We start from the raw sequence: 26,675 nt of genomic DNA, 5'->3' as shown, positions 1-26,675 counted from the left end.
CCAAATTTTACAGCTTTATCTGTTGCCATAATTACAGTTTTATCTGTATTCTTTAACCATCTTAACCAACAAGGGCATAAAGATGAGCACTGCTAAATTTTATCAGATAGTAACTATTCCTGATTTCCGCTACGAAGAGAGCGATAAATGTGATTACCCTGGCATTGCTGCTGACGCTGATGGGAAAACCATTTCTTTATTAGAAGCAATACAGTTTATCAGTACTGGCATGCGCAATCTGATAGATAATGGCGAAAGCGAACCGCATAAATTAATTGCTCTCTCAGATGTTATTTTTGATTTATCTGAATTAGCAATTGCAACAAATAAAGTCTCTCAGTCTGCTGCATATCTTTCTGGGTTAAAGGATGGCACCCATGGCGCATGAAATTTCTCTGAAACAAGCCCTCGAAAAATCCTGCCTTATGGAAACAGTATTGAGGATGCTTGAAAGCTATCCCGATAATATCGATAAGGCGCAGCTGAGTTCCATCGTAACTCTTACGCGTCGCCTGGCGGGAGAGGTGTATTGCTGGTTACTTGAAGAGCAATCACAAAGAGGTGACAAATAATGGCTATTTGTCTACTGAGCGCCAAGAACCGGGTTAAACAAGCTGAGGCAGTTCTTGGTGTGTGGCTGGAAAGCCCTCGGGATGATTACGAAGCAACGTTAATATCATCCGTAATAACACTTCTGGAAGGTGTAGAGGAAGCAATTAACGAAGCCGATATTAAGCTCTACTCGCTAAAAAAATAATACACCAATAATAACTGAATAAATAACAGCTAACCGCTGCGGATTCGCTCACCTTAAAAATGGAGTGAAAAAAATGAAAGATAAATTAGCCTTCAAATCAGCATTGATTCTCGCGCGCCTGGGCTACTGGGATATCGCAATGCTTCACCTGAAAAAAGCTTACGGGCGGTAACCTATGAAAACGCAACAAAGGCAGGACATCCAGAGTGTCAATTTAATTGCCGAACAGCTCAACGCATTAATGCAAACCATTTGCACCCATCATAAAGATTTTGACAGTCAACAACTGGATGGGTTGTTAGGGCTCGCATACGACCTCGCTGGTTCTGTTTATTCCTGGACTGATGCAGAGGAAAAGATAGTTTTCGCAATTGAAGATGCCCAGAGGGAGCGTAAGTAAATGGAAAATAGCATTCTCACTTATCGCCGCCGCATCGTTAAAGCAGCGCTGTTGCGCCACTTACGCAAAACTGGCGGTAACGCAATTGTTATCAAATTACCGAAAGGCGGCATTACCACTATCGAATTAACAGAAATTGTTATGGACGGTCTGTTATCCCGTTTTGAGTTACTCGCCCGCGGCGAGGCTGGAACATCAAAGGGAAATGAGACTATCAAAGATATTTATTACCGGTCCCTTGATGTAAACGGACATGGGGAATATCTGACCGAGACAGGGAAGTTATTGGTCGATGAGCTGATAGCGGAAATGGTGGCTTACGCCAAAAAAGCGGGAATTAGCAAAGAGGTGCAGGAATGAATTTAACAGCATTTCGCGTACCAGCATGGGTTCATGCACGAGCTGTGCATTTACTCAATCAGTATCGCCACCAGCGGCTGCGACCGCGCCGCATTCTCAGGACAGGTTATCTCAGCCTTCAAGTTAATCCTCGCTGGCGGCTTCTCTTTAAAGACGGCGGGAAAAACTGGGAGGTAATGAGTCATGAAAAATATAACGGAGCGAAAGACAGACGATGAACGATTCCAGAAAAGAAAATATTAAGCAACTGGTCGCCAGGCTGAAAGATGTAAAGGAACGCAGTGGTTTTGCAGTGCCTGAATGGATGCTGGACGAAGGCCGATACGATAAAGATGCCCTGACGCCTGAGGAGCAGATGGAATGGGCTGAAACGATTGTCCCTCATGTGCGCGCCAGCACTGCCCTTCTTTACCTTATCGAATGCGATAAACGCTGGGGGCTTCGTGAAGGTAAATACCAATTCAAAAACGGTGAGCATGTTTTTGAAATAACGCAGCAGCTGATCGAGAGCGTGCTTATCAAATACGTTGAAGAGGAGCTTGCCGATGCCAGAAACTACCGGGCAGAGTCACGCTCTCTCCTGGCGAAACAAATCGATCCACAGGAACATCAGCAAGAACAACTGCGCAGTTCGCTTGAAGCTAAAACCAATACTTTTCAACTCGTGGCTGAACGATGGTGGAATGTGAAGAAAGGCAGCGTGACAGAGGACTATGCGGAAGATATCTGGCGCTCTCTTGAAAGAGATGTCTTTCCTGCAATTGGCGACATTAGCGTTACAGATATTAAAGCACACACACTGGTTCAGGCCGTCCAACTGGTTCAGGCCAGAGGAGCACTGGAAACCGTTCGTCGCCTGTGCCAACGTATTAATGAGATCATGATCTATGCCCAAAACACGGGGCTGATTGATGCTGTTCCCAGCGTCAATATTGGCAAAGCATTCGAGAAGCCGCAGAAGAAAAACATGCCCAGTATTCGTCCCGATCAACTGCCACATTTAATGCAGACGATGCGAACGGCCAACATTAGCCTTTCGACACGGTGCCTGTTCATGTGGCAACTTCTTACTATTACCCGCCCTGCCGAAGCGGCTGAAGCCCGTTGGGAAGAAGTAGACATGGAAGCGCGAGAATGGAAAATCCCTGCGTCACGGATGAAAATGAACCGTGACCATACTGTTCCTTTATCAGATGAGGCAATGGCTGTTCTGGAAATGATGAATCCGTTAAGCGGGAACCGAGAATTTATCTTTCCTAGCCGTATCAAGCCCAATCAGCCAATGAATAGCCAGACCATTAACGCATCGCTAAAACGTGCAGGTTTTGGTGGAGTGCTCGTTTCGCATGGGCTGAGATCAATTGCCAGTACGGCTCTTAATGAACAAGGCTTTCCGCCTGATTTTATTGAGGCAGCACTCGCTCATGTGGATAAGAATGAAGTTCGGCGTGCTTATAACCGCAGCGATTATCTTGAGCAGAGACGCCCGATGATGCAGTGGTGGGCTGATTTTGTTAAAGCTGCTGATAATGGAAGTATGATTGAAGGGGGAATAAAAAGTATGCGGCTGGTTGGATAACTTATGTGAACGGAAATTAGACGAAGATTTTGGGATAATCTAAATAAACTTTATATTTCATTCAGTAAGTGTCTAAAGAAGACCTCACATTTGACTATTTTCACCCTGCGAAACACTTACCGCTAAGCAGTAATCTGTTCATTTTTATTCAGCATTCGGAGCAGGTACTGCTCTAGCTCTTGCTAGGTATAAAAAACCAACTTTAAGTTTCAGTATTCATAAATTGTCATTCGGTACAACATCGATATTGCCTCGGTGTATATGCGCAAGATCGTCAAGAAGGCGTTGGCACTGGTAGGGTAACGTTATTGTTGCCAGCAGAGGCACTCCGTTCTTTACTCAATGTGTTCTAATCTGAGATTGAGGGGCTTAACTCCCCAATCTCAGAAAAGTAGTTCTACTCTTCTTCATCCAAATCCGTAAATGCTTGGAGCAAGATTGCGGCTTGAACCTCCTCTCTAACAACATCCATTTCTGCGGAAGCTCCAGCTTTGAATAAGTCACGAAGTGAGATATGCGTTTCAAAGGTTCCCACTCGCGAGGCAATTTTGGTCATTTGCCTTAAAGCCATATGATGACGATCATAGTCACCGGCTCTCACCATCTGCGGAAGCATTTCAATCACAGGAGACATAGGCACGCCTTGTTCAGCGGCTTTGTAAGCGGCTATCTGTCCAAGCACGCCGCAGAGAAAGCCGATATCAGGCGCAATGCGTATAGCAAATCGGCGGGCCCGTTGTGCTGTAGTGGATTGGTTTGCTTGCTGCTTAACCTCTCCCTCGTGCTTTCGAATGAACGCCAGGAGCCAATGCTCGATTTCGATAAGTGTTCGCCCTGCGCACCACATTGAAACCAATGTTTTGAGTGCTCTCAATATTCTTTTAGAAGAAGCCCTAGGTTTTGTTGTATTCGTGTAAGAACGACCAAAAACGGACTCAAGAGCTGTTTGTCTGACGAAAATTGTTAAATCTAAGGGATGGTCAGCAACTATATCCAGTAGCCAGTTGATCCAGTGCTCTGTCGCCGTCTTTTCAACTGGCGCTGTATCAAACGCCGCAACCAATCTTTCAATCAGCTTTGGTGGAACACCATTACGGATAGCAATTTCCCGTTGCCAATCGAGAACGAGGGGGTCTTCCAGTTGTTCCTCAGCAGCCTTGAGAGCTATTCGACGATGTTCGAGCCACTGGTCAGCTCGCAAAGCATTAGTTTCCCTACGCCGAAAAAAACCTAATGAGCGGCAAACGATATCGTCGAAGCCGCTCTCTCCTGTTGTGGTGACAGCAGACATACGCCGGATAATTGACTGCACTTTAGGATCCGAATTAGCGGATATTTCGATCCGGTCAAGAAGTAACTCTATCGGATCATATATCTCTTCACATGCATCCTGTTCCGAGAAAATGATCTTCATAATTCCATCCGACGGAAGGGAGAGGTTATCCATTTCCACACAGATAGGTGTTGCAGGAACAACGATTGCCAAGCCGGTTGCGGCATACGCCGCACGACCAGCCCTCCCGAGCGCATTAAGTATCTCGTGAGGACGTAAGTCCGCACGAGGGTTCCCGCTGGGATCATCAACCGCACTTCTATCGGTTCCAGCAAGAATCACAACATCACACGGCAGATTAAGTCCCTGCGCAATTGTGGATGTTGCGGCAACCACATCAAGTCCCAGGTCCTCGCTATCAGTATCCCTACGAGCCCGAAAAAGGCTTTCAGTCAGCCGTCGTTCCAATGGTAGCAAGTCACCATGATGAACTGCAGCTCTGCACCCCATAGGGTCAAATGTAGCTTCGGCCGCTCCAATATCCCTAATAACTGATTTACGCATTTCCTCCTGCGCCGCATCCAGAGCGATGGTGGCTGGTGCCAGTAGTTCATTGATCTGGCCTGCAACGCTCCCGCACGCTTTGGAATCGTTGCAGAAGACGATCACCCGCTTTCCTATGGCCGCATAGTCTGCCGCGATTCGCGCAGCGACTTCATTTCTGTTTGATGTCAATTTTCCTTTGACATTTTTAAGAAGCGACGGTTTTTGATCCGTGAGGGCCTGTATTACTAGCTTCTCTGGCCTTTTAGGATGCCATCCAGAAATCAGGGAAAAGAGTCCAAGAGGTTGTGCGGGAACCCGATTCCTTGCTGCTTTGGTCTTTGCCTTTGATGCAACTTGTACGGCCTCACGCACGTCAGAGCGGTCATAGATGACGCAAGAACGAAGCTGTCGCGTTGGCTTCCAAGGATCGTCGAACGACTCAACCTCCGTTCCCGTTACAGACCGCAACCAACGTGCGATTTCTGCGCCGTTAGAGACCATAGCTGACAGCAGTAGTAGATCTGCTCTCTTACGATGGCGGAGAAACGTCAGGAGTGCCAACATCGAATCAATGGCTCGTGTACTAATTTTCGATGAAGTAGCGGGATCATCTGCACTAATGAGGTGAAACTCATCGAAGACAAGGAGACCGACCTTGTCAAAAAGCTCAGGTGCGAAACCAAGGAGGGCAAGGCAACGTTCAGGAGTCATGACAGAGAATGGTGGCAGCTTATCCCCAAGCTCTTCGAGCGCAACGTCTTCAACGACGCTCACCACCTCTAACTCGCCGATTTGTGCGGAGAGATCGGTCTCGACTTGATCGACGAGCGCGTGAGTAGGAGCTAGATAAACAACGCTCTCACCCGAACATAAAGTTGCTGCGATTTTTAGTACGGATAGCGTAGTTTTGCCCGAACCAGTCGGTGACGTCATCACCATAGACCTGCCACGGTTCAGATATCCTGTCCCGATAGCTTTTAAATGATTGATCCACAGAAATGGACGGGAATGTGTCTGAGACAGGAGCCAGTCAGCCCATGTCTTCGGTTGCGCACCTGATGGTGCTGGCAGGCGAATCAGCATCGCAGCCTGCACTCCATCAACAAGCCGGCTCAACAAAGTGGCCAAATGATGCGGACCGGCAAACTGGTGATGAACTTTCCCTTCCAACGCTGCGTTGATCTCTACCTCTGAGGCCTCCGACAGGTGGAGAACACGCTTGAGTCTTGAACGAATATCAGTGTCGGGCACAGCGCTTCCACGCGCCTCCTGTCCAAGCCCCTGAACTACATAAGCACATTCCCTTAAAAGAAGGTCAGTGGCTACTTCTCGGCTATCACGCGTTGCGATGGTGTCTTCGCCGAGATCACGCTCTATCAATGTCGTGAGATTACCAGTTGCCAATTCCCGAAGGCTCAGGATCAGTGAACGTCGTACTGCCCGACGTTCACCCTTCGCCCGGAGCTGACTAGCGACTTCCGCTGCGTCTGCTGCCCGACCAGCAATCAGGAATAAAAGCGTCGCTGAAATTGACGATCCTATTGCATCACTTGAAACAACGGTTGGGCGATCCATTGCGGTCTCGCGAACGCGGCTCAATATTTGATGAGCGCTCGCGGCGACAAAAGCCGTGGCGCGCGTTTGCTCTGGTCGAAGATCGAGTGCAACATAGGCTTCGAAGGTCGAAGCAAGGCGTCGAACCTGGTCGAGTACATCGCTTATGGCCTCAGGTTCGCCTTCGCGAGACAAAAGCCGTACAGTCGCTAGTTCTATGTGTGCAGCCGTCAACAGTTCGTCTAGAGTTTCAGGAGCGAGGCCGGGCAAATCAGGGGCCTGTCGCAGGAGCGCGCGGGAACTAGGGTCAAACATTGGCGATCTCCTCGACTTTGGCAGCCACCTCTCCGGCGAGAAGATCCAAACCCGTACGCACATCTTCGAAGGCCAACACACCAGCCGTGCGAGCTTCAAGTTTACCACCAGCCGCAGTTTTGAAACCGGCTATGATATGCAAAAAATTCCCAGCTCTGCGCTGATCTTCACCAGTCGCTACAGCAACTCTGAACTCGCGAGCGCCTTCCCAGAAAATTTTATCCACAGCCTCTTCTGCGTCGATACTTGGAACACTCCTAAGCAAAGTTACGAGGTCGGCGAGGATCTCATCATCGCGATCGCCGCTCCGAATTGTTCTTATTTCAGGCCACACGCTAGAGGTTATAAGATTGCGCGGTGTTTTCGAAGCCTTGTCCTCACAGAGCACAATTCGTTTGATCTCACACACTCTCTCATCTAGCTCGATGATAAAACCGTCAAAGCCTTTATCCGCCTGTCGAACGTGAGGTGACGTCATATAGCCGTCCGAAAGTTCTAGCCGAGCGGCAATCCAGGAAATATGCTGAAATAGAAGTCCATCCCGGTGAATAATAGATGTGTTGATCCGCTTTCTCGCTGCCTCCTTCTGTGCTTCGGTTCCTGACTGAAGTAGCTCGACGTCTTCAGCACGCGGAGCCGTCAGTTTTCTCACGACATTCTCAGCCACCCTGCCTTTCGAAACCCGCCGTCGCGGCTCTAGAGCATCAATTACTCTCTGAGCATTTTCTTCCTGCCGTAAATATAAATAGGCAATCACTTCAATCAGCTTAGCTCGGCTTTTATTACTGATTGTCCATTCTGAAAACTCGCACTCTGCAGTTAAGGCCTGATTGAAGGTTATTGGCATCCTATTTTTTCACCTGCAATAGAAGTAATTAATTATAATTTCAGCATGAGAAATTTTTATGAAAACATGTTTGATTCAAAATGCTTACGTAAGGAAAACAGGCTTTTTAATTGCATCCGATCACCTTGGTGTAGCTGCACCAATCGATCTTGCAACCAAAGCCACAAGTCAATACAAAAATATAATAAACGAAATACTTCCTTGCGTCTCTGCCATGCGAATCGCTTTGCACAATATTCGCTAGCCAAGAATGAAAACGTGATACCGACTTTTGCCTAACACACCAAGCTGAAATCCGTCCTCGAACTCTGCTCTATAAATTAAGGCGTGTGGCGAGGACGAACATCTCAACGCGCACCAAACAGCGAGTCGCGAAAATCATGCTAGGTCACAAAATGTCCTTAGCTTGATAGTAATGTTAACAGCATGATTATCAGCCGGATACGGCGAAAACCAGATTCAGCAGCTAAGAAATTTAAATGGGAATATGGTAGCTTGGGGGCTACGGTTAAGGAGGAACTATGGGCTCGTTTTCCAGGCGACAGGGTTATTCAAGACCTGACGCAGAAATCAGCATCAGACACGAAGCTCCAGAATCGCTGAGAGCGGCGATCGTGCCTATCGCCTACCGATCTGGCTTCGCCCCCAGCGAACTTCATCATAGGTTGTGCGGCATCCTTTATAAAACTCCAGATAAGAGCAACTGGTCAGAGTATCCGAATATTGATGACGAAGTCAGAATCCTGATGGACGAGCTTGAATGGTTCGAGGTCTACGATTTCATTGAGCATTTAGCTGAAAAGTCTCTTTACAAGGGCGGTGACTTTTCGGGAGAAGTTAACAGCTATTTTAGGGTGGTCGGCATCGGTTGGCAGCTTCTCGATCAAAAGATTCAAATGCGAGGTACTGAAGCCTTCGAGATAGCAGTGAAAGAAGGACAATTACTACTCTCCCAGCAGCATCGCACGACCGCAGCATATGAGCTACACGAGGCTCTGCAGGATCTATCACGCAGGCCTCAACCTGAAATTAGTGGAGCGATCCAGCATGCGATGGCTACTCTGGAATGCGTGGCGCGAGACGTTATAGGAAGTAAGGACACGCTTGGTCAATTGATCCAGCGAAATCCCGGGCTTTTTCCCAAGCCTGTAGATCAGATCGTAGAGAAGGCATGGGCCTACTCCGCCAACTTCGGCAGGCATCTCATGGAAAAAAAGCCCCCTGAGTTTGAAGAAGCGGAATTGATGGTCGGGGTGAGTGGAGTGCTATGTCGATATTTAGCGCGTCGTACAGGTAATTCAACCTTATGAGTACAGCACGCCACTATGGGAACGGCATTCGGCTATTTATCGGGGAACGGATAGAACACGCCTCGGATCGCGATGTCTTGGTCACCGTTTGCGATATTCTAGAAAAGGGCACTGGATGGGCCTACATATTCGCCAACTTCAACGTTAACGGGCGTCAGGTTGATGTTGCAGTCTTTTCCGCCACAACGACTCTCGTTATTGAAGCTAAGGGATACACACTGCCCATCAAGGGAGGTGTGAACGGCCGCTGGACGCAAGTCGGACCGTACGGTAGCCGAAAGCTACGCAACGGGTACACTCAAGCGTTGGATGCCAAAAATGCATTGCGTGATTCAATGGTCGAGTTATTCGGCACTCTTTCCGGGTATCCCAACGCCTTATTAGCCATTACGCCAGCGATTCCATCTGGCTCCTCATTGCCACCGAGTGACTTCAAGGTGAAATCTGGCGGACTGGATGCGATCAAGATTGCTCTCGGTTCAATATCAGGAGCCTTGCTAAGTGAAGATCAATGCCAAGCACTCGCAGCCCATTTAAACCTTGAAGGCGTATCGGGAATAGATGCAGCAATTGATGAAACTGTGCTCATATCGGAGCGAACAGCGTCTTGTTATGAATCCGCTTTCTTGGAGTATCATGGGCCAACTGGTGCACGACTGTTACAAGACCAATACCTCCTTGATGACAAACTGATTTCGGCATCAAATATTCTAAAGAAGGCGATGTCATCGCGATCTGCGCTTCTGATCAGGGGGCCATCAGGATGTGGAAAGTCCTTGCTGAGTGCACGTATCGCCACAGAATGTATGCAGGCTGGTTTACTGCCTATCCACATACAAGGCAAAGACTTCGAGGGCAAGCTTCAGAAAATAATTGATGCCGAGCTTATGTTACTCGGCGCTTCCGTGCGCGATGTACTGAGAGCAAGTCGTCTCCTTGTAAGGCATATTGTCCTGTTTATTGATGGCTACAACGAATGCCCAGAGCATTTGCAAATTGCTTTGACACGCAGTATTCAAGCGTTTTCACTACGCTATGGTGCCGGCGTCGTTATCACCTCACAAGGTGCATTGGCTAGACAAGAGCTTTTGCCCGTCGAAGAGATTCAAGTCCGCCCGCCGCAACATGCACTGAAGTCACAGATCGCAAAACTTAGCCAAGAAGATGAAAACTTCATGAACTGCCAAGCCCTACTTAAGATAGCACTCTCTGGGCTTGAAGCGGAACTCATTGGGCAGGCGGCCACATCTTTGCCTGCCGGGGCAAGTACGTTTGTTCTATTCGACACGGTCGCCAGGATGCGCCTAGGCAGTTTCGCAACTGCGGGAATTAGGGCTCTTTCCGGGTTTGCAGAAGAACTAATCTCTCAAACTGCGTTTAGTATGTCCATTCGAGAGTTCGACAGATTTTGCGATGCAACAAGCGTAACAGACACAACTCGGCACGCGATCCTTGACTCACGGCTTGTGCTACAGCGCGGTCACAGACTTAGTTTCTCTCATGAAATGTTTTTCTATGCCTTCATAGCGGAATCTGCGATTCGTGTAGCGCGCACAGACTCTGAGCGTGTGCAAGCTTTTCTACGATCTCCACGATTAACTGGTTCTAAGACTCTTATTGTCGGCGCGATGGAAGACGATTCGACGCTAAGGGATATTTTGGAGAAGACAACTGATCGGGGCATCCTTGAGTCTTGCGTGCGGGGAGAGTGTGGAGATACCGCGAGACGTATTGTAAAAGCAAAGCTCGATGTGATAATTGCCGAAATGATCGCAGAGATTTCTGAACTGCGCTTCCTACTAAATGGCGAGGGATGGCATAGCTGTTCAATTGAAACTGGAGTTAATCGGCCAATCCTCTCGAAATTCGAAGTTTTTCTTCCCGCTATCGGCTGGCTTTTAATGCAGGGTGTCTACTTAGAGCAAATCATGACAGCATGTCGCGTCATGGACGAGAAAATTGCCGAAGCCAATCGTGATCTCTATGAAGAAGCAATAGCCAAAAAGGTGCCACTTCGGCACGAGACATTTAGCCAAGCCTATGTGTTTAATCGTAAGATAGCGCTTTCGCAGCTTGTGTCCTTCGTCCATAGTGGCGGCCTTAGTTTTCGCCATAGCCCAGGGGGTAAATTTAGTGAAGCTTTGAAAAAATCATGGAAGGAAGCGAGCACGCATAGCGAATTCTACGTCATTCTCGGAATCACCAAGTTCACGAAGCAAGAATCATGGGCAGCGCCATGTGTGTTGAATCTTCTTAAACATCTGAAAAGCTTGCCCTACCACCTCCAGCTAGACACGATAGACTTTTGTGTCCACTTAAATAATGTGGATGATTCCGTCAAGGCAAAGATGATCTTGGCACTAGAAGATTCCATAGACAAATTGGGCATATTTATGAACTCTTTGATTTTGGATGCGCTTAAGGGTTTAGGTGGACTAGATGCCGAAGAGGAAAACTACAGAGCGGTGGTCTTAAAGGAGCTCGAAAGTGTGTTCTCCGAGTCAGGAACGCAGTCCGAGACGCGAGCATGGAATATCTTCTCTCGACAGTTCGATCACCCCTATGACAGCATTTATTGGGAAGAGATAAACAATCTCGCCAAGGATCAGAAACAGGAGTTCCTCTTCAAGTCACTCAAAGGGGCGAGTACCGAGTATGTTTTGTTTGTCAGTACTCTAATTAGTCAGCTCGCAAAATTCGGTGACCCAGCAGTTTCCGAGGCTATTGAACCATGGCTTACGTTGCCAGCCAAAAGGTCGGTCATGCCGCAAGATGCTGTCGAAGTTTTTTTTGCAGCGCACGAAGCGATGGGGATTTTGGGCCTTCCACTTCCTACTAATACGACATCACCTGTCGATATTGATGAAGCTATGCAGGCCTGCGGGGAGTTAACTTACTGGGCTTGCAAGCTGAACAATAGTGAACTCGAGTCCTCGCCTCAGACTCTTAATGCGCGGACTACGTTACTGACTTACTCCGCTACGGCAAGTGCCGGAGCACTATGGTCTTCAACATCACGAATGTTGTCTACGGATGGTGCAAGAGTTAACGTTGCAACGCGCTATCCGAAAACAGCCCTGGCTATCTGCCGCGATGCATTGACCAACCATGAGTCGCAGAAAACGTACCACGAACACGGGTTAATGAATGATCGGGCGAGCATAGCTTCCTTTTCCATTCAAGTGATTGGGCAATTTGGTGACGCCGATGACCTGCAACGTTTACGCAGCCTTTGCGACGAAGAGGAGCTAGGTCATGAAGCACTCAACGCGATCCAGAAGATTGAAGACCGTATTCGTTATTTGAAGTAGATGCGTCAGCTTTGAATGCCGAAAAATTATAAAATTCAATGCGCTAGTCCGGTTCTCTTTGTCCACAATTATCGAGAGGCGGTTGATAGTGGATAGGTTTACTCGGTGTATCAGCGAAAGCGAACCTAATACACAATCAATTTTTCAGGAGTACAGATGGAAGTTACCCGGTTTTCGGTGAATTCAAATCTAGGTCTCTCTTCCTCAAGACAAATTCAGATACGCTCGGCGATACATTATTTTGAACAAGCTTTTCTCAAAGGTGAAATATCGAGTTCGATAAAGGCCCTCTGTACGCATATATTGGGGCAGGTTCATTTATTCACCAAGTTTCTCCCCAAACTCAAACAGAGCTTGCTTTGAAGCGTGCGAGGCGCACGAATGTGTATCCATAGTGTAAGAACCAGGACAAAAATTTTTTACTAAGGTGAAGGCGTGGCAATCTTTGACATTGAAAAGGACGAATTACTTCGGCTTTCCGATACTCAGCTAGAAGACCTGATAGCTCGGCTAGCAGAAGCTGAAGTGGCAATGCACGGCCATAGCCCTGCATGTGTAAATTGGTCTGGTTCAATTACAGCCCCTGACGGAGGAATTGACATCCATGTTCAGGTTCCAGTTGATCAACTGAAAGCAGGCTTTCTTGTAAGACCTGATACGGTCTTTCAGGCAAAGAAACATAAGATGCCTAAGGCTGCAATTGAGAGGGAAATTGGCACCGGCAAAGCACTTTCTCCCATCATTTCTGAACAAGCCAGAAAGCAAGGCAGTTACATCATTGTCAGCCTGGGTGATGATTGCTCGCCGTCAGGAAAGAAGGATCGTCTCAAAGCGATGAGGGATGCTGTAAAAGATGATCCTAACGAAAGTTATCTTCATCTTGATTTCTACGACCGCTCCAAACTCATCCAATGGTTGCGCCAACATCCATCAGTCATGCTGTGGGTAAAAGCAAAGCTTGGGCAAGGGTATTCCGGCTGGCAACCCTACGGAGCCTGGAGCAATCCATCACAAGGTGTTACAGACACTTTAATCTCAGCCCCAGGCGTAACCATTACTTTACCATCGGGAAAGGGGCAAAAACTCAAAATTGATGAAGCAATTAACCCAATGCGAGCACTGATCCGTTCGACGAATAAGGCTGTTCGTATTACAGGATTGTCTGGTGTTGGGAAGACTCGAATCGTTCAGGCGCTCTTCGATGAAACTGTTGGAACAGATGCGCTTGACCGGACAGTTGCTATTTATGTTGATACTGGCTATGAGCCAGTACCGTCGGCTACAGCAATGCTTGATAACCTGCTCGCTGAAGGCCGACGAGCAATTATGATCCTTGATAATTGCCCATCAGAACTCCATGCTTCGCTTGCCAGCAAAGTATCAGCCGCAGGGAAAGAAGTAAGTCTCATCACGATCGAGTACGACATTAGGGATGACAAACCACAGACAACTGAGGTCATCCACATTGAGACAGATGGTCCAGAGGTGGCAGAGCAACTTCTTATCCGTCGCTTCCCTTCTATTGGTCAGAATAATGCCCGTCGGATTGCAGAGTTCGCAGATGGGAATGCAAGAGTGGCTTTGGCTATAGCGGAAAGAGTGGAGGAAGGTGAGAGTTTAGCCCTACTTTCAGATGCGCAGTTGTTTAATCGCTTGTTTGAACAACGTAATCATCCCGACGGCCATTTACGGGAGCAAGCTGAAATATTGTCACTGGTGTATTCGTTCTCGATATCTAGTCCAGATGCAGCTACCGATGAACTGGAAATATTGGGTGCGCTCTCTGGGTATCCCAAAATCCAGTTATTCAAAACTGTTACGAAGTTGATGGAACGTCACGTTGTTCAGAAAAGATCCCACTGGAGAGCCATCCTTCCCCATGCCATTGCTAACAAGTTGGCGGCATCTGCACTTAATAGTATTCCGATTGATCAACTTAGGACGACCTTTGAAGCTCCGGATCGACCACGATTATTGATGTCGTTCGCGCACAGGTTGGGACTATTGCACAGCCATGCTGTGGCTAAAGAGATTGTTGAAGCTTGGTTACAGCCCGAAGGGCTGCTTGGAAAAATAATAGACCTAGATGATGTATCGACAAGCATTCTGAATTATGTCGCTCCAGTTGCCCCGGGAGCTTTGCTTGAGCGGATCGAAGAAACACTTGTTACGTCTCATTTTGAGCATTTTAAATCACGCTACAACCCACAACGAACAGCAATTATCAAATTGTTGCAGTTACTTGCATATGAATCGAAGTACTTTGAACGATGCATTAAGCTCTTAATCCGTATCGCAGATCAGGAAAGCGCGAGCAATAATTATGATTCGGCTCGAAATAAGATAAAGACGTTTTTCCAACCTTATCTATCCGGTACCCATGCCTCTTTAGAACAACGTGTTGCGGTCATGAATGAATGCATTGGTTCAAGTATGGCCGGACGTAGAAGGCTGGGGCTCGAAATGCTTGAAACTGCTCTCGGCGGACCACCGTGGACAGGATTCGGGATTAATGAGTTTGGTGCCCGGCCAAGAGATTATGGATTTCGGCCCAGCTACAATGAGCTTGTTGAGTGGCTAATCACCTTCATCGACATTATGGTGAGATTAGGAACTTCAAGAGTTCCCGAACTTGAAGACGATGCTCGGCTGATCTTAGCTAATAAATTTCGCTGGATTTGGCGTCAGGAAGGAATGAGGTCAAAATTACTTGATGCGGCTCGCAAATTACATGCCCATCGTCCTTGGGGTGAAGGCTGGAAAGCGGTCCGCTCAACAATATACTTTTCCCATACCAAAAGAAATGACAACGAAGATTTAGATCCTTTGCCGGAAGGACTTGTGACATTGGAACGAGAATTGGAGCCTAATGACTTGGTTCCGGCAGTCATGGCTTATGTACTCAGTAAGGGGCGTGATTTTTGGGCGCTGAATGCCGATTTTGAGCGTGAGGGGCCTAACAAATTCATAAAAATAAAGGAAATACTTAACGCAAAAGCGTTCCAGTTAGGGCAAGACTTTGCAGTATCCATGCATGAACTTGATGAGTTAGGCCCTAATTTATTCTTACGAGATGGGATGCCCTATCGCGTCGAATTCGGTAAAGGCTTAGCTAAAGGAGCACCTGACCTACGAGTTTATTGGCAGAAACTCATCACTCAAATGAATCTACAGCATAAATCTCAAAGTGATTTTTCTGTTATTCGAGGTTTCATAGAAGAGACGAATTCTATCGATAAAGCATTAGCGCAGGAACTGCTCGATCAGTGCGCACAACATTCCGAACTTCGATTCGAATTAGTCAACCTACATCCTTGGCAGGCGTTTACTGAAATCGATCTGGATCGTTGCATGTCGCTTCTGGATGACTCTGACATACGGCCCCATATGTATGGGGCAATTCTGTGGGGTGAGCAATTCTCTAATTTGCCAGAAAGCAGGGTTCTCGAGCTTGCTCAAAGGCTGCTGAGTAAACCGAATGGTGATGAAGTAGTATTGGAAGCACTGAGTATGAAACTAGCTGATAAAGGAGATGCTACGGATACACTAGGTCTTGCGCTACGAACAATCGGACTATCCGCTGCAATCCAGAGGTTCCAAAGAGATCACAACGATCTCGGCGGATATCTGGATTATGCAATGGAACGTGTTATCGATGCCACATTGCGCTTCGATGGCAACGAGGCTGAAAAGCTAGAATGGCTGAATACAATCTTCGCTGTTGTTGATGAGCATTTTGGCTACATTTATTCTTTCGAAGACGCTATCGGTATCACCGCTGCATGGATGCCAAAAGAATTTCTCAGTCGCATTTTTGATGGTACGGAGGATCAACAACAGAGGCGGCTGCATTTCATCAATCATGATGATTCACATCAGTCTCCTATTGCGAAAATCGATGTAGATATTTTGATTGTATGGTGCGCGACCACTAAAGACCCTCAGGTTTGGGCTTCAGTCGCTTCAGGTATTAATCTATGGTCAAAAGACGGGGAGCAAAGTCCTATTTGCTTGCAGGATGATGCTCTGAGATTTCTAGAAGCCTCACCCGAGCCACGAGCCGTCCTTGAGATCTTTGCCGAACACGTAGCACCTTCATCATGGTCCGGTAGTCGTGCGAACGTGATGCAACCCAGGGTTGAAGCGATAGGCCGGTTGGTCACCCACGAGCGTGCAGACATTTCTAAGTCGGCTAGAGCTGTTTATGAAAAACTGACTAACTGGGTTGAAAAGGAAAAAGAACGTGAGCGATTGGAAGATGAGGCATTGGAACAACGGTTTGAATGAAGGCTAGTAGCCGCCTTCACAGGAATTCTGTTTAAAGGAGAAATCATGGAATCTGCACGTGATAAATATACCAGTGAGATTATTGAGGCAGAAGATCTTTGGTTACTTGATGTTGTAGATACGAACGGTTACGTATGCTGGGGATGTGGGATTGAAATGTATCCTTCTGCTTGGCAAAAAGGAAGTAAGAAAAGACCTTCGTTTAATAAAATGCCTGGAAAAGAGCATATTAACTGCGATGCTGATGCTGAAAGCACAGTGGTTAAACAGGGACACAAGAAAAGCGTCCACCACATGCTGGACAGCGCACCGGGTTTGATGCCCGCAGGGTTAAAACTGATTGAACAACGACCTGTTGTTGATCCTGACACTACTGGTAGCAACAACAAACCCAATCCAATACGTTCTACAACATCAGCATCCAGTGAGGGAAATGCTCCAGCGCGGCAATCCCGCCGCCCGGTTAATGCTATTCGCCAGATTTGTAGGGCATTTATTCGCTTCCCGTATGACCGTGGTATGTCATTAAATATCCCTAGTATTGATGCCGATACTTACATGACCGCGTTTAAAAAACTTAAAGATCCGGTTCAGCCTTACCCTGAGCGCCGAATTTTTTATTCACAGTTGTTGTGGCAGAAATTTGAGCAAGACGAAAACCGAATTGTCATTCCGCTCTCGGGAGAATGGGTAAAAGACGAATCTGGTAAGTTTAAGCCCTCGCGTAGCTATAAACTACACGTTGAGTGGGGATACTGGTCAAAAGCCAAAAGGACTATGCTTTTGAATGAGCTTGAAACTGTGCAGGAAGAAGCAAAAGAAGCAGTAAATAAAAAAACTAAAGAGAGAGCTCACGTCTTCTTTATCGGTAAGCAAAGTGCTGAAAATCCGGAAATCTTCTACGTTAATGATTACCGTTTAATTTGCGCGATTATGGGATATATAATTTACCCTTAATGTAAACGGGCCTTCCTGCAAAAGAGAAGACCTGTTCAAATAATTATTTGTGACTACCACCGAGGCTGCGTTCATCCTATAAATTTGAGCCTATTTCTCTGTGCCTCGTGTAGAAATAATTACTACAACACACATTATAATGCTCACATCATTATAAGGTGTATGCCAGCATTATCGAATCTGCGGGAAAATCAAATCCGTAGGTGAATTTTCAAATGAGGCGGCTTTTGCATGCAGGTAAAGGTCTTATCGTGCTCTCTATCGCTATTTCTGTTTATGAAATATACACCGCTGAAAACAAGATTTCAGAAACAGGACGGCAAATAGCTATCAACGGAGCAGGAATAGCCGGCGCAGCTGCCTCTGGCGCAATAGCAGGGCTAATGTGTGGCCCAGGCGCACCGGTATGCGTATTGATTGGTGGTTTTGTTGGTGGGGCACTTGCGGCCTAGCAGATGGGACTTATGTGGAGTTAAAGATGCAAACAGTCAGCACGGTAACATTAGAAAAAAACCAAGAAGCGACGGATTTCTCTCAGGCAAAATCGGCGGTTATTGTTGAAGGCAAACCCACCGGAATAGAGGTGCCAGGGCAAGTGCTGGAAGCCGCTGTTAAGGTCGATACCCATCGGTACCTTCTTTTCATCACTGACGATGTGATATTCGAAGAAGCACTAACTATTGTGCTCATACATACTAATCAGGGCCTTCTGGAAACGCTTCACTTAGGTAACGAATACGCCTCCGGATACTTTGAGGAGTTAACCACTATCGGGAACAGTGTTAGTTTTAAATTTATTGGCGATACAACGTGGACAATAAACGTGTCAGAGTCGCTACGTTTACGTATTCCTTTCTTGTCTGATCCAAGTGGTGTGAAGCGCACTCCGGGGCTGAAAAAATATCTTTCTGTTACTGCTAACCCTGCTCCTGCCAAGGCAAAGTAATTTATAAAGAATGTTTGCGGCAGCCCAAAGGTGAAACCGGCGGGCTTGCTTCTATATCCCGTTATCACTGCCCGAAGCGCAGTTGAATATCTGCACCATTTGCTGCATCCAGCTCCTTCCTCAACACCAACCGGTAATCTACCACCTCGCCTTTCTTCTCCAGCTCAATCACCTGATACCCATTTTTTACCAGCATCATCAGCATGGCCGGAAAGCTATTGCGCGTCTTTACCGATATGCTTTTATAACCTTTCTCTTTCGCCCAGTTTTCCTGTGCTTCCAGCAATGCCTGCGCAACCCCGTCTCGTCGGTACTCAGGCAGCACGCCGCCAAGCCAGCTATAGAAGTTGTCTTTATCCAGTGCATAGCCGAGCTTAAAACCTGCTGGTTTTTCGCCAACATAAGCAATCAGCGCGCAGGCAGCAGAAGCACCAATGCGCTGTTGCAGCGCCGCGTTATCTACAGGCAATGTGAATTCCGGGATGCGATGATAGAGGCTAACAATCTCATCAAGCGTGGCGTAGCTAATAGTCAGTGACATAATCTTCATCCGTGGCGCTGAAAAAGACAGTTCTAAGCATTAACGCCAGAATAAGGCACCCCTGATTCTGGCGGTTAATACTCGTTGTTATTTAGCTTGATGAAATATGCGCGACCATTGGCGATTTCAAAACCTACCGTCACGCTGCGATTGGTAAACTTGTCACCCCCATCCAACCCATTCGGCGACAGCACATAATCCGCAACATCAAGCTCTTGAAAACCCGTAAAATGAAAGCCCTTGGCGGGTTTTCCTGTTGTTGGCGATTCTCAGGCTTACTCAATCCTGTTTAAGTGATGCCTGAATTCCTTAAGAAACAGAAAAGGGAATTTCACCCATAGATCGCTACCGACCTGAGCCCGCCCGTTATCGGTCTGCATGGAGCATAAACTCAAGGTCCGTGTTTCTAATCTTCCTAAATTTCTGTTATGCCTCGCTTCGCATCACGCTTTTATCCTTAACGAATGCGCATGTATAATTTGCTGTCAGAGGTGATTAAGGAAGCGACAGGATGATTGACCATCAAATGGCAGCTAAGCTACGGGCGAATGGTTTTACTGACATGGAAATAGATAAGCTATGCCGCGAACTCGCTAATCCAAATCGTAAGGGCCAAACACTCCATATAGTGTTAATTGAGCTTAAAAGGCGTTTGTATGGCGCCTGTTTGTTAAGCATTGCGCTACTCTTTTTCGCAGGTTATGCCTCAGCCACATCCAACAACACTAATGGCCCGTTATATTTTCTGGGCGTTATCATTTTTTGTATTTTTTCGCTGGCTATTACTCCTCTGCCGCTTGCCTGGAAATCAGCTAAATTTTTACGGAAACAAGGCTAACTTCTTTTTAAAACATTAACGCCGGAATGAAGCTTATCAATTCTGGCAGTTAATATTCATCATTATTTAGCTTGAGAAGATGCGCCTGCCCATCTGCAATTTCGAAAGCCACAACAACGCGTCGCGCAACGAACTTATCTCTAGCATCGACGCCATTGGGTGTTAGTACATAGTCAGCAACGTACTGCCTGCCATTCTCGAATCGATAAAATGAGGGAGGAATACATAACTGCCCTTCACTGACTTTAAGGTTTGGTCTGTCGGTAAACGACTGGGCTTTCAAGGGAATACCCCTGGGGTTAATGGCTATGATAATGGGTTGATAATCCCTTTGGTTCGCTACAAAAAAGCAAACATTATCATTGTTTATGGTCACGCTGGTCGTCTCCACTGGCACCATGATGTCGCCATAACCAGGGCAACCGGTAAGCGTAACAACCAGTGACAAACCCAGAGCGGCCCGAATTATATTGTAAATTCCACTTTTCATATTTATCTCCCCGGGAACCCTGACAATGCTCTCAGATAAAGAGGCCTTATCACCTCTTCCCTGAGATCGCCATCCAGCGTTACCATTCTATTACCGCGTAATACTAACCAAATCCGGTATCCAAATTTACTTAAAACAAAATAATCCGCAATGACTTGTGCTTGCTGCTCCATAGGGTATTGCCAGAGAAGTCGGTTATCAAGCCGGTAGTGATAGTTAGCCCCCCAACTTAGCAAGCCTCTGAGCATAACATGCATGCCACGCTCTCGCTGCCAGACATGCCCCATCTCGTGAATAAAAGTGTGTTGATAGTCCGCAGGTTGAATGGAAAAATCGCTTGCATACCAGTTCCTGAAATATATCTCACCATCGGGCGCCATTGAGGTGTTTTTTCCTTGTAGCCCCAAAGGAAAATAACTTCCATGATGAATCCATACCTTAGGGTAAGTGATAGCGTTGCCAAAAACGCTTCTTGCTAAACGGAGCTCTCCAGGCGTGAGCAGTCGTAGCGTGCCTTCCTTTTCCTGCCGCATAACGGTTCCTGTTAAAAGCATTATTAATAAAGTAGCTTTCCTCCCTTTAATTTTAACGACGTTCTGATTATTAATAAAAACAAACCAACACTGAAACGATAAATAATATCTTAAACTCCCGGTAAAACGGTGTTATTGCCAGGTTAACAATCAGGATGGCTTTATAATTACCTCGACCATTAAAAAGCCTCCAATATTATTTAAAACTACAAAAGGTTAAAAAATGACATATGGGAATTTATCGTGAAATAACCGAGTAACTGATAAATATATCTGCTTTGTACCCTTATCTTCCCCATTCACCCCACTTGTTATAAAAGTGTAACAATCCACCCCTACACTGGCTTACGTTCTTCGAATGCCCCTCTGGCAGCACATGACAGGAAGCCACTATGAGCAGACCATTAATCAAAAAAGAACACAGTGAAGAGATCAGCAACCGCAGCAGCAACCCGGTGTTCTCGGACGTTGCCGACGCCTTTCTTTCCCGCCGCCGCTTTTTACAGCTCGGCGTGGTGGCGGGCGCCGCCGTCTCCTTCCCTCTGTTGCTGAAGTCTGAAAACGCCCTGGCCGCCAGCGGCGCCAGCCCGTCAAAAATCGCGAAAGCGGTCTCGCTGGGCTTTACCAGCATCCCGGTCTCTTCAGAAGACACCGTGATCGTCCCGGAAGGATACATCGCGCGTCCGTTCTACCGCTGGGGCGACGCGGTGGGCCTTAAGGGCAACCTGCCTGCGTTTAAAAAAGATGGCAGTAACACCACCGAAGAGCAGGCCGCGCAGGCGGGCATGCATCACGACGGCATGGCGTGGTTCAGCCTGCCGCAGGGCGGCGAAAGCGCCGACCACGGCCTGCTGGCGATGAACCATGAATACATCGACAACGGCATGCTGTTCAAAGACGGCGTGGCGAACTGGAGCGCCGACAAAGCGCGCAAAGGCCAGAACGCCATGGGCGTGTCGGTTATCGAAGTGAAGAAAAACGGCCAGCAGTGGGAAGTGGTGCGCCCCTCCGCGTTCGCCCGCCGCATTACCGTCAACACCCCAATGCAGCTAAGCGGCCCGGCCCGCCACAACGACCTGATGAAAACCGCCGCCGACAGCAAAGGCGAAGTGGTGCTCGGCACCATGCAGAACTGCGCCAACGGCCACACGCCGTGGGGCACCTACCTCACCTGTGAGGAGAACTGGTCCGATATTTTTGTGAAAAAAGGCGAGATGAACGCGCTGGAAAAACGCTACGGCATCAGCGACAGCGACGACTCATACCGCTGGAACGAAGTGGACGAGCGCTTCAACGTCGACAAAACGCCGAACGAGCCGAACCGCTTCGGCTGGGTAGTGGAGATAGACCCGTATAACCCGAACTCGACGCCGCGCAAGCACACCGCGCTGGGCCGCATCAAGCATGAAGGCGCGGCGGTAACCATCGCGCCGGATAACCGCGTGGTGGTCTATATGGGCGACGACCAGAAGTTCGAATACATCTATAAGTTCGTGTCGGACAAAAAATATGACCCGGCGAACCGCGAAGCAAACCTGTCGCTGCTGGAGTCCGGCACGCTGTATGTGGCGAAGTTTAACGACGACGGCAGCGGCGTATGGCTGCCGCTGGTGCACGGCGAGGGCGGCCTCGACAGCAGTAACGGCTTCGCAAACCAGGGCGACCTGCTTATCAAAACCCGCATGGCGGCGGACGTGGTGGGCGCCACGAAGATGGACCGCCCGGAGTGGATAGCCGTGGACCCGCACGCCGCAGGCAGCGTCTACTGCACATTGACCAACAACAGCGACCGCGGCAAAGAGGGCAAAGCGCCGGTCGATGCCGCCAACCCGCGCGCCAACAACGTCTTCGGCCACATCATGCACTGGGTGGAAGAGAACAGTGACCCGGCCGCGCCGCGCTTTACGTGCGACATTCTGGTGATGGCGGGCCGCACCGACGGCGAGGACGAAAAAGCGAAAGGCTCGATGAAAGGCGCGGCGTTCGGCAGCCCTGACGGCCTCTCCTTCGACCCGCGCGGCGTGCTCTGGATCCAGACCGACGTCTCCTCCAGCACCATCAACAAAAAAGCGTACGAAGGGATGGGCAACAACCAGATGGTGGCGACCATTCCCGGCACCAACGAGTACCGCCGTTTCCTGACTGGCCCGCGCGGCTGCGAAATCACCGGCATCGCCTTTACGCCGGATAACCGCACGCTGTTTATTAACATCCAGCACCCGGGCGAAGGCGGGGACGATCTCACCGACCCGGCGAACCCGACGGCGGTCTCCAGCTGGCCGGATGGCGATAAAGCGGGTCGTCCGCGCTCCTCAACCGTGGTTATCACTAAAGCCGACGGCGGCATCATCGGCACCTGACGCACCCTGAAAAAAAGAGGCCTGCGGGCCTCTTTTTTATACGCGGTGGCCGGGGTTGTTATCTGAAAGCGCATTGGCCGCGCAGATAAACGCCAGGTGGCTCAGCCCAAGCGGCATGTTGCCGCGCCAGCTCTGCGTGCGGGTGTCGTACATCTCGTTGAAGATCTGGATATTGCCGGTGTTGCAGAGGGTGTCCAGGATCTCCTGCATATCTTTCTGCGCCTGCCCGGTTTTTTTCAGCTCCGCCAGCGCCTCGACGCGCCAGAAAGCGCAGGCGACGAAGGTGCTCTCTTCCACTTCCACACCGGAATAGCGGTAGAGCATCGGGCTGTTGTGGCCCAGCTCCTGATAAATCGCCTCCAGCGTGGCGAGCATGCGCTTGCGGTTGACCCGGCTGCCATAGTAATGCGTGAGCGTAATGGCGGCGTCGAGCCGCTCGCTGCCCGGGTAAAAAGTATAAGCCTGGCGGGACTCGCTCCAGCAGTGCTCCTCCACCCAATCGCGGATGCGGTCGCGCTCGCGCTCCCAGCGCCCTTTCCACGTCGGCTCGATGTGCCCGCCTTCCGCCAGTGCCACCGCCTGGTCAAGCGCCAGCCAGCAGGCCATTTTCGAATGGGTGTAGTGCTGCTCTTCGGGCAGTTCCCAGATGCCGGAATCGCGTTGGCGCCAGGAGTCCGCGCAGCGGTTCGCCAGGTGGCCCAGCAGGCGCGATGTGGCGAGATCCAGCACGTGGCCGACCTCAATAAAGAGCCGGGCGGTGGCGAGGAGATCGCCATACATGCTGAGCTGCTGCTGGGTGCGGGCGTTGTTGCCGACCCGCACCGGCTTCGAGCCCCGGTAGCCCTCCAGCTCCGGGTAGCGCTCTGCGGGCACAAAATCGCCCTGCAATGTGTAGCAGGCGCGCAGCTCGGCGTCGTGGCGGATGATGGTGGAGGTGAGCCACGAGAACGCGGCTTTACAGTCCTCCAGCGCGCCGAGGTAAACGAACGATTTAATGATCAAGCAGGCGTCGCGCACCCAGGCGTAGCGGTAGTCGTAGTTTTTTTCCTTACCGAGGCCTTCCGGCAGCGAACAGGTGGCGGAGGCGGCCAGCGCCCCGGTCGGCGCGTACCAGAGAAACTTCAGCGCCAGCGCAGAGCGTTTAATATGTTCTGGAAACGGCCCTTCCCAGGTGAGGTTGTTGACCCAGTCGCACCAGGGGCATGGCTGGTCTCGATGCGCTGGTCGATTTTCCCGACGGGCGGTACCGCCAGCGGCTCTTTTTCCGTCGCCACCAGCCCCACCACGGCGCGCGAGCCGGGCGACGTGGTGAGCGTAGCGACAAGGCCTTCATCGTCGCTGCGGTCGATAACTACCTCATCGGAAAAGCGCGGCATCACCATCAGGTCGCCTGCGTGAAAAACAGGCTTCTTTTGCACCCTGTCGAGCCACGGCGAGAGTTTCTCCGCCTGGGTGCCGAGTTTCATCTCAAGGCGCAGCCGCACTTCGCCTTTTATTCCTTCAACCCGACGCGCCAGCTCGCTCCACGGTAAACGCCCGGCGAAGGTGCTGTTAATCGACTCGGTGATCAGCACTTCGCCGGAGGCGGTGGTATAGCGCGTTTCCAGCACGTTGCTGTCGTCGCGGTAGCTGCGGGACATCTCCCACTCCTCTTCCGGCGCCAGCTTAAAAAAACCGCCCAGGTTTGCATCCAGGATACGGTCAAACAGCGGCGGTGAATCCAGGTCAGGCACGCACCACCAGTCGATGGCGCCATCCGGGGCGATTAAGGCGACCGAGCGGCCCTCGCCAATCGCGGCGTAATCGCCAAGCTCAGCGTAGCCGTCTTCTCTGGCGGGAGATCGATAGGTTTTATTTTTCACGTGTGACGGGTTCCCTGGTGACAAAAGTAATCCGTTGTCCTTCAGACAGTGGAAAGACAGTGAAGCGGTACGTTTTCAGCATAGTACATCTGTGATCGCTATCACTGAGGTAGAGAAAAAGCGGGAACCGCCCTGGCGGGGAGGAATCGAAATAACCTGCTGTAAAAATTAGCTTTTTTACAATATTAATGATGTCAGTTAATTATCCTGCTAATTTTTTTGCATCTTGTGCGGTTTCAACTACCTTTGGTGGTAGTTATTGGCTGACTTTTTGATCGTTTATCTTTTATCGCATTTTTACATTCACCTTTATTTGTTACAGGTTCGCAAAATGAACGTCTCCAGCAAAACTGTCATTCTCCTTAACTGTCTGGCTGCCGCAGGTCTCCTGTTGACGCTCTCCGTGCGTTTTCAATGGCTGTGATGTTGCGAATTGCGCCTTAAGAGACTGTGCCGTCTGCCCCCTGCCTGACAAAAAGCCCGCTGAAGCGGGCTTTTCTGTTTATGTTATGCGGCGTTGGGCGGGCTTAATTACGCGTCTGCACCCAGAAGGCGTGAATGAGGCCAGGGATGTAGCCCAGCAGCGTCAGGATGATGTTCAGGATAAACGCCCAGCCGAACCCTTTACCAATCAACACGCCCAGCGGCGGCAGAATAATAGTAATAACGACTCTCCAGAATCCCATAGTTACTCCTGTATTGTTTTTTGCAGGTTCTTGTAAAAACATCAATTTTTATTAAGTCTAGCTGCTGTGGCGCAAATCGCTACCTGCCATACAGGACTTTACGGTTACTAACGCGGGTATACAGAGAATAAACGATGCGATTATCCCTGTTTGGGGTTAAAAAACTTCTGCTGATACCGTCTCCGCCCTTAAAAAGCGCAAGACCCGCCTCGCGACCCTTTCACGTGCGCACGGTCTGAGTTCATCCACGCTTGCCAACGCCCTCACTCGCACCCGTGGCCGAAAGGCGAACAGCCGATCGCCGGTGCGATCGGCGTTCCGGCCGCTGAAATCTGGCCAGCTCGCTATTTCGACGAACAGGATCGCAGCCAGCGTATTGGTGCCGCGCGGCCACGCAGCGTATTACGTCCAGGCATAGTGTAAAAACAAGGGGGGAAGGAATGCCCTGAACTTTGAGCACACAAAGAAAACCCGCCGGAAGGCGGGTTAAAAATGGAAGGTGATGGTTTACCTGCGCGGCGTTAATAACTGATTAACCATATCATCAACCTTTTCCGCTTCCCTGAGCGCAGTAATGGCGGTGATCCGGTTGAGCTTTTCATACAGCCGGTAATCCGCTTTGATTCTTTGCTCGTGATACTGCTTTAGCTTCAAACCGATCTCCTGCATGCTTGCCACATCGTAGCCGCTGACCTGCGCGGCCTCTCCGCTGCATAAGAAGGTATACAGCCGCTGGTGAACGCCTCCGGGTAAGCTTTCTCCAGAGAGCGTTTTAACAGGGATCCGATTGCCGGTGACGCGCATTGCGGAGTGATACATCCCATAGTAAGCGCGGCTGATGGCGCTTCGCGTCCACGCTTCGCCGTTTTTCTCCAGCGCCGCTTGCGCCAGATGGAAAAAACAAGTGTGTTCAACTGCCATGG

The 26,675-nt window shown here is 49.2% G+C and carries 22 protein-coding genes and 2 pseudogenes; 16 read left to right on the top strand and 8 right to left on the bottom strand.

Features of this window, described 5'->3' with window-relative positions; all coding sequences use genetic code 11:
• The first annotated feature begins 82 nt into the window (after window positions 1-82).
• The 7 genes from IEX01_RS12105 (at window position 83) to IEX01_RS12075 (ending at window position 3,096) form a co-directional block, all read left to right on the top strand.
• Window positions 83-388 carry a hypothetical protein gene (locus IEX01_RS12105; protein WP_188723917.1) on the top strand — a complete coding sequence of 102 codons (306 nt, stop codon included), beginning with the start codon at window positions 83-85 and terminating at the stop codon, window positions 386-388.
• Window positions 378-572, top strand: a complete 195-nt coding sequence (locus IEX01_RS12100) for a hypothetical protein (protein ID WP_188723916.1) — start codon at window positions 378-380, stop codon at window positions 570-572. Before IEX01_RS12105 ends, IEX01_RS12100 begins: the two co-directional genes overlap by 11 nt.
• Complete coding sequence (locus IEX01_RS12095) at window positions 572-757, top strand: hypothetical protein (RefSeq protein WP_188723915.1); 186 nt, start codon at window positions 572-574, stop codon at window positions 755-757. Before IEX01_RS12100 ends, IEX01_RS12095 begins: the two co-directional genes overlap by 1 nt.
• Before the next feature lie 175 nt (window positions 758-932).
• Window positions 933-1,157 (top strand): hypothetical protein, encoded by a 225-nt coding sequence (locus tag IEX01_RS12090; RefSeq protein WP_024557625.1) that lies wholly within the window; start codon window positions 933-935, stop codon window positions 1,155-1,157.
• Window positions 1,158-1,517 carry a hypothetical protein gene (locus IEX01_RS12085; RefSeq protein ID WP_188723914.1) on the top strand — a complete coding sequence of 120 codons (360 nt, stop codon included), beginning with the start codon at window positions 1,158-1,160 and terminating at the stop codon, window positions 1,515-1,517. It abuts the gene before it with no gap.
• Window positions 1,514-1,735, top strand: coding sequence for a ParE family toxin-like protein (locus tag IEX01_RS12080; RefSeq protein ID WP_188723913.1), 222 nt, complete (start codon window positions 1,514-1,516; stop codon window positions 1,733-1,735). Before IEX01_RS12085 ends, IEX01_RS12080 begins: the two co-directional genes overlap by 4 nt.
• Complete coding sequence (locus tag IEX01_RS12075; RefSeq protein WP_308423948.1) at window positions 1,732-3,096, top strand: integrase domain-containing protein; 1,365 nt, start codon at window positions 1,732-1,734, stop codon at window positions 3,094-3,096. Before IEX01_RS12080 ends, IEX01_RS12075 begins: the two co-directional genes overlap by 4 nt.
• Before the next feature lie 397 nt (window positions 3,097-3,493).
• Here IEX01_RS12075 and IEX01_RS12070 read toward each other — a convergent pair whose 3' ends face one another.
• Together IEX01_RS12070 and IEX01_RS12065 are read right to left on the bottom strand one after the other, a co-directional pair.
• Window positions 3,494-6,784, bottom strand: a complete 3,291-nt coding sequence (locus IEX01_RS12070; protein ID WP_188723912.1) for a DEAD/DEAH box helicase — start codon at window positions 6,782-6,784, stop codon at window positions 3,494-3,496.
• On the bottom strand, window positions 6,777-7,631 hold the full coding sequence (locus tag IEX01_RS12065; protein WP_188723911.1) for a hypothetical protein: 855 nt from the start codon (window positions 7,629-7,631) through the stop codon (window positions 6,777-6,779). Before IEX01_RS12065 ends, IEX01_RS12070 begins: the two co-directional genes overlap by 8 nt.
• Window positions 7,632-8,152: 521 nt before the next feature.
• On the opposite strand from IEX01_RS12065, the gene IEX01_RS12060 reads away from it, so the two are divergent.
• From IEX01_RS12060 to IEX01_RS12040, 5 genes are all read left to right on the top strand, one after another.
• On the top strand, window positions 8,153-8,941 hold the full coding sequence (locus IEX01_RS12060; protein ID WP_188723910.1) for an AbiJ-NTD4 domain-containing protein: 789 nt from the start codon (window positions 8,153-8,155) through the stop codon (window positions 8,939-8,941).
• Window positions 8,938-12,252, top strand: coding sequence for an NERD domain-containing protein (locus IEX01_RS12055; RefSeq protein ID WP_188723909.1), 3,315 nt, complete (start codon window positions 8,938-8,940; stop codon window positions 12,250-12,252). Before IEX01_RS12060 ends, IEX01_RS12055 begins: the two co-directional genes overlap by 4 nt.
• 435 nt (window positions 12,253-12,687) lie before the next feature.
• Window positions 12,688-16,539, top strand: coding sequence for a hypothetical protein (locus IEX01_RS12050; RefSeq protein WP_188723908.1), 3,852 nt, complete (start codon window positions 12,688-12,690; stop codon window positions 16,537-16,539).
• A gap of 45 nt (window positions 16,540-16,584) precedes the next feature.
• Window positions 16,585-17,496 carry a hypothetical protein gene (locus tag IEX01_RS12045; RefSeq protein WP_188723907.1) on the top strand — a complete coding sequence of 304 codons (912 nt, stop codon included), beginning with the start codon at window positions 16,585-16,587 and terminating at the stop codon, window positions 17,494-17,496.
• A gap of 406 nt (window positions 17,497-17,902) precedes the next feature.
• The gene (locus tag IEX01_RS12040) at window positions 17,903-18,442 is read left to right on the top strand and encodes a hypothetical protein (protein WP_308423947.1); all 540 of its coding nucleotides are present in this window, start codon (window positions 17,903-17,905) and stop codon (window positions 18,440-18,442) included.
• A 64-nt stretch (window positions 18,443-18,506) separates the two neighbouring features.
• On the opposite strand, the gene IEX01_RS12035 is transcribed toward IEX01_RS12040, so the two are convergent.
• Complete coding sequence (locus tag IEX01_RS12035; RefSeq protein ID WP_188723906.1) at window positions 18,507-18,983, bottom strand: GNAT family N-acetyltransferase; 477 nt, start codon at window positions 18,981-18,983, stop codon at window positions 18,507-18,509.
• Window positions 18,984-19,494: 511 nt separating this feature from the next.
• Here IEX01_RS12035 and IEX01_RS12030 point away from each other — a divergent pair.
• Window positions 19,495-19,821 carry a hypothetical protein gene (locus IEX01_RS12030; protein ID WP_188723905.1) on the top strand — a complete coding sequence of 109 codons (327 nt, stop codon included), beginning with the start codon at window positions 19,495-19,497 and terminating at the stop codon, window positions 19,819-19,821.
• Between the two features lie 49 nt (window positions 19,822-19,870).
• Here the strand turns inward: IEX01_RS12030 and IEX01_RS12025 are convergent, their stop codons facing one another.
• Window positions 19,871-20,311, bottom strand: coding sequence for a putative T6SS immunity periplasmic lipoprotein (locus IEX01_RS12025; RefSeq protein WP_188723904.1), 441 nt, complete (start codon window positions 20,309-20,311; stop codon window positions 19,871-19,873).
• 2 nt (window positions 20,312-20,313) lie between these two features.
• Window positions 20,314-20,844 carry a type IV secretion protein Rhs gene (locus IEX01_RS12020; RefSeq protein WP_188723903.1) on the bottom strand — a complete coding sequence of 177 codons (531 nt, stop codon included), beginning with the start codon at window positions 20,842-20,844 and terminating at the stop codon, window positions 20,314-20,316.
• A 392-nt stretch (window positions 20,845-21,236) separates the two neighbouring features.
• Between IEX01_RS12020 and IEX01_RS12015 the strand changes: the two genes are divergently transcribed.
• A complete protein-coding gene (locus tag IEX01_RS12015) occupies window positions 21,237-23,204 on the top strand; it encodes a PhoX family protein (RefSeq protein ID WP_188723902.1) in 1,968 nt (655 codons plus the stop codon).
• Between the two features lie 36 nt (window positions 23,205-23,240).
• Here IEX01_RS12015 and IEX01_RS12010 read toward each other — a convergent pair.
• A pseudogene (locus IEX01_RS12010) lies at window positions 23,241-25,066 on the bottom strand (glycoside hydrolase family 15 protein).
• Window positions 25,067-25,397: 331 nt separating this feature from the next.
• On the opposite strand from IEX01_RS12010, the gene yncL reads away from it, so the two are divergent.
• Entirely contained in the window at window positions 25,398-25,490 is a 93-nt protein-coding gene (yncL, locus tag IEX01_RS12005) for a stress response membrane protein YncL (RefSeq protein ID WP_071788503.1), read from the top strand.
• A gap of 103 nt (window positions 25,491-25,593) precedes the next feature.
• Here yncL and IEX01_RS12000 read toward each other — a convergent pair whose 3' ends face one another.
• The gene (locus IEX01_RS12000) at window positions 25,594-25,752 is read right to left on the bottom strand and encodes a YqaE/Pmp3 family membrane protein (protein WP_035896923.1); all 159 of its coding nucleotides are present in this window, start codon (window positions 25,750-25,752) and stop codon (window positions 25,594-25,596) included.
• A 166-nt stretch (window positions 25,753-25,918) separates the two neighbouring features.
• Between IEX01_RS12000 and IEX01_RS11995 the strand changes: the two are divergent.
• Window positions 25,919-26,175 (top strand): annotated as a pseudogene (locus IEX01_RS11995) (helix-turn-helix domain-containing protein); the annotation flags it as partial.
• Window positions 26,176-26,259: 84 nt separating this feature from the next.
• Here IEX01_RS11995 and IEX01_RS11990 read toward each other — a convergent pair.
• Window positions 26,260-26,673, bottom strand: a complete 414-nt coding sequence (locus IEX01_RS11990; RefSeq protein WP_188723901.1) for a hypothetical protein — start codon at window positions 26,671-26,673, stop codon at window positions 26,260-26,262.
• Window positions 26,674-26,675: the final 2 nt, after the last annotated feature.

It is taken from the genome of Franconibacter daqui, from assembly GCF_014644275.1.
Taxonomy (GTDB): Bacteria; Pseudomonadota; Gammaproteobacteria; order Enterobacterales; family Enterobacteriaceae; genus Franconibacter; species Franconibacter pulveris.
This window is presented reverse-complemented; position numbering and strand designations above follow the sequence as displayed.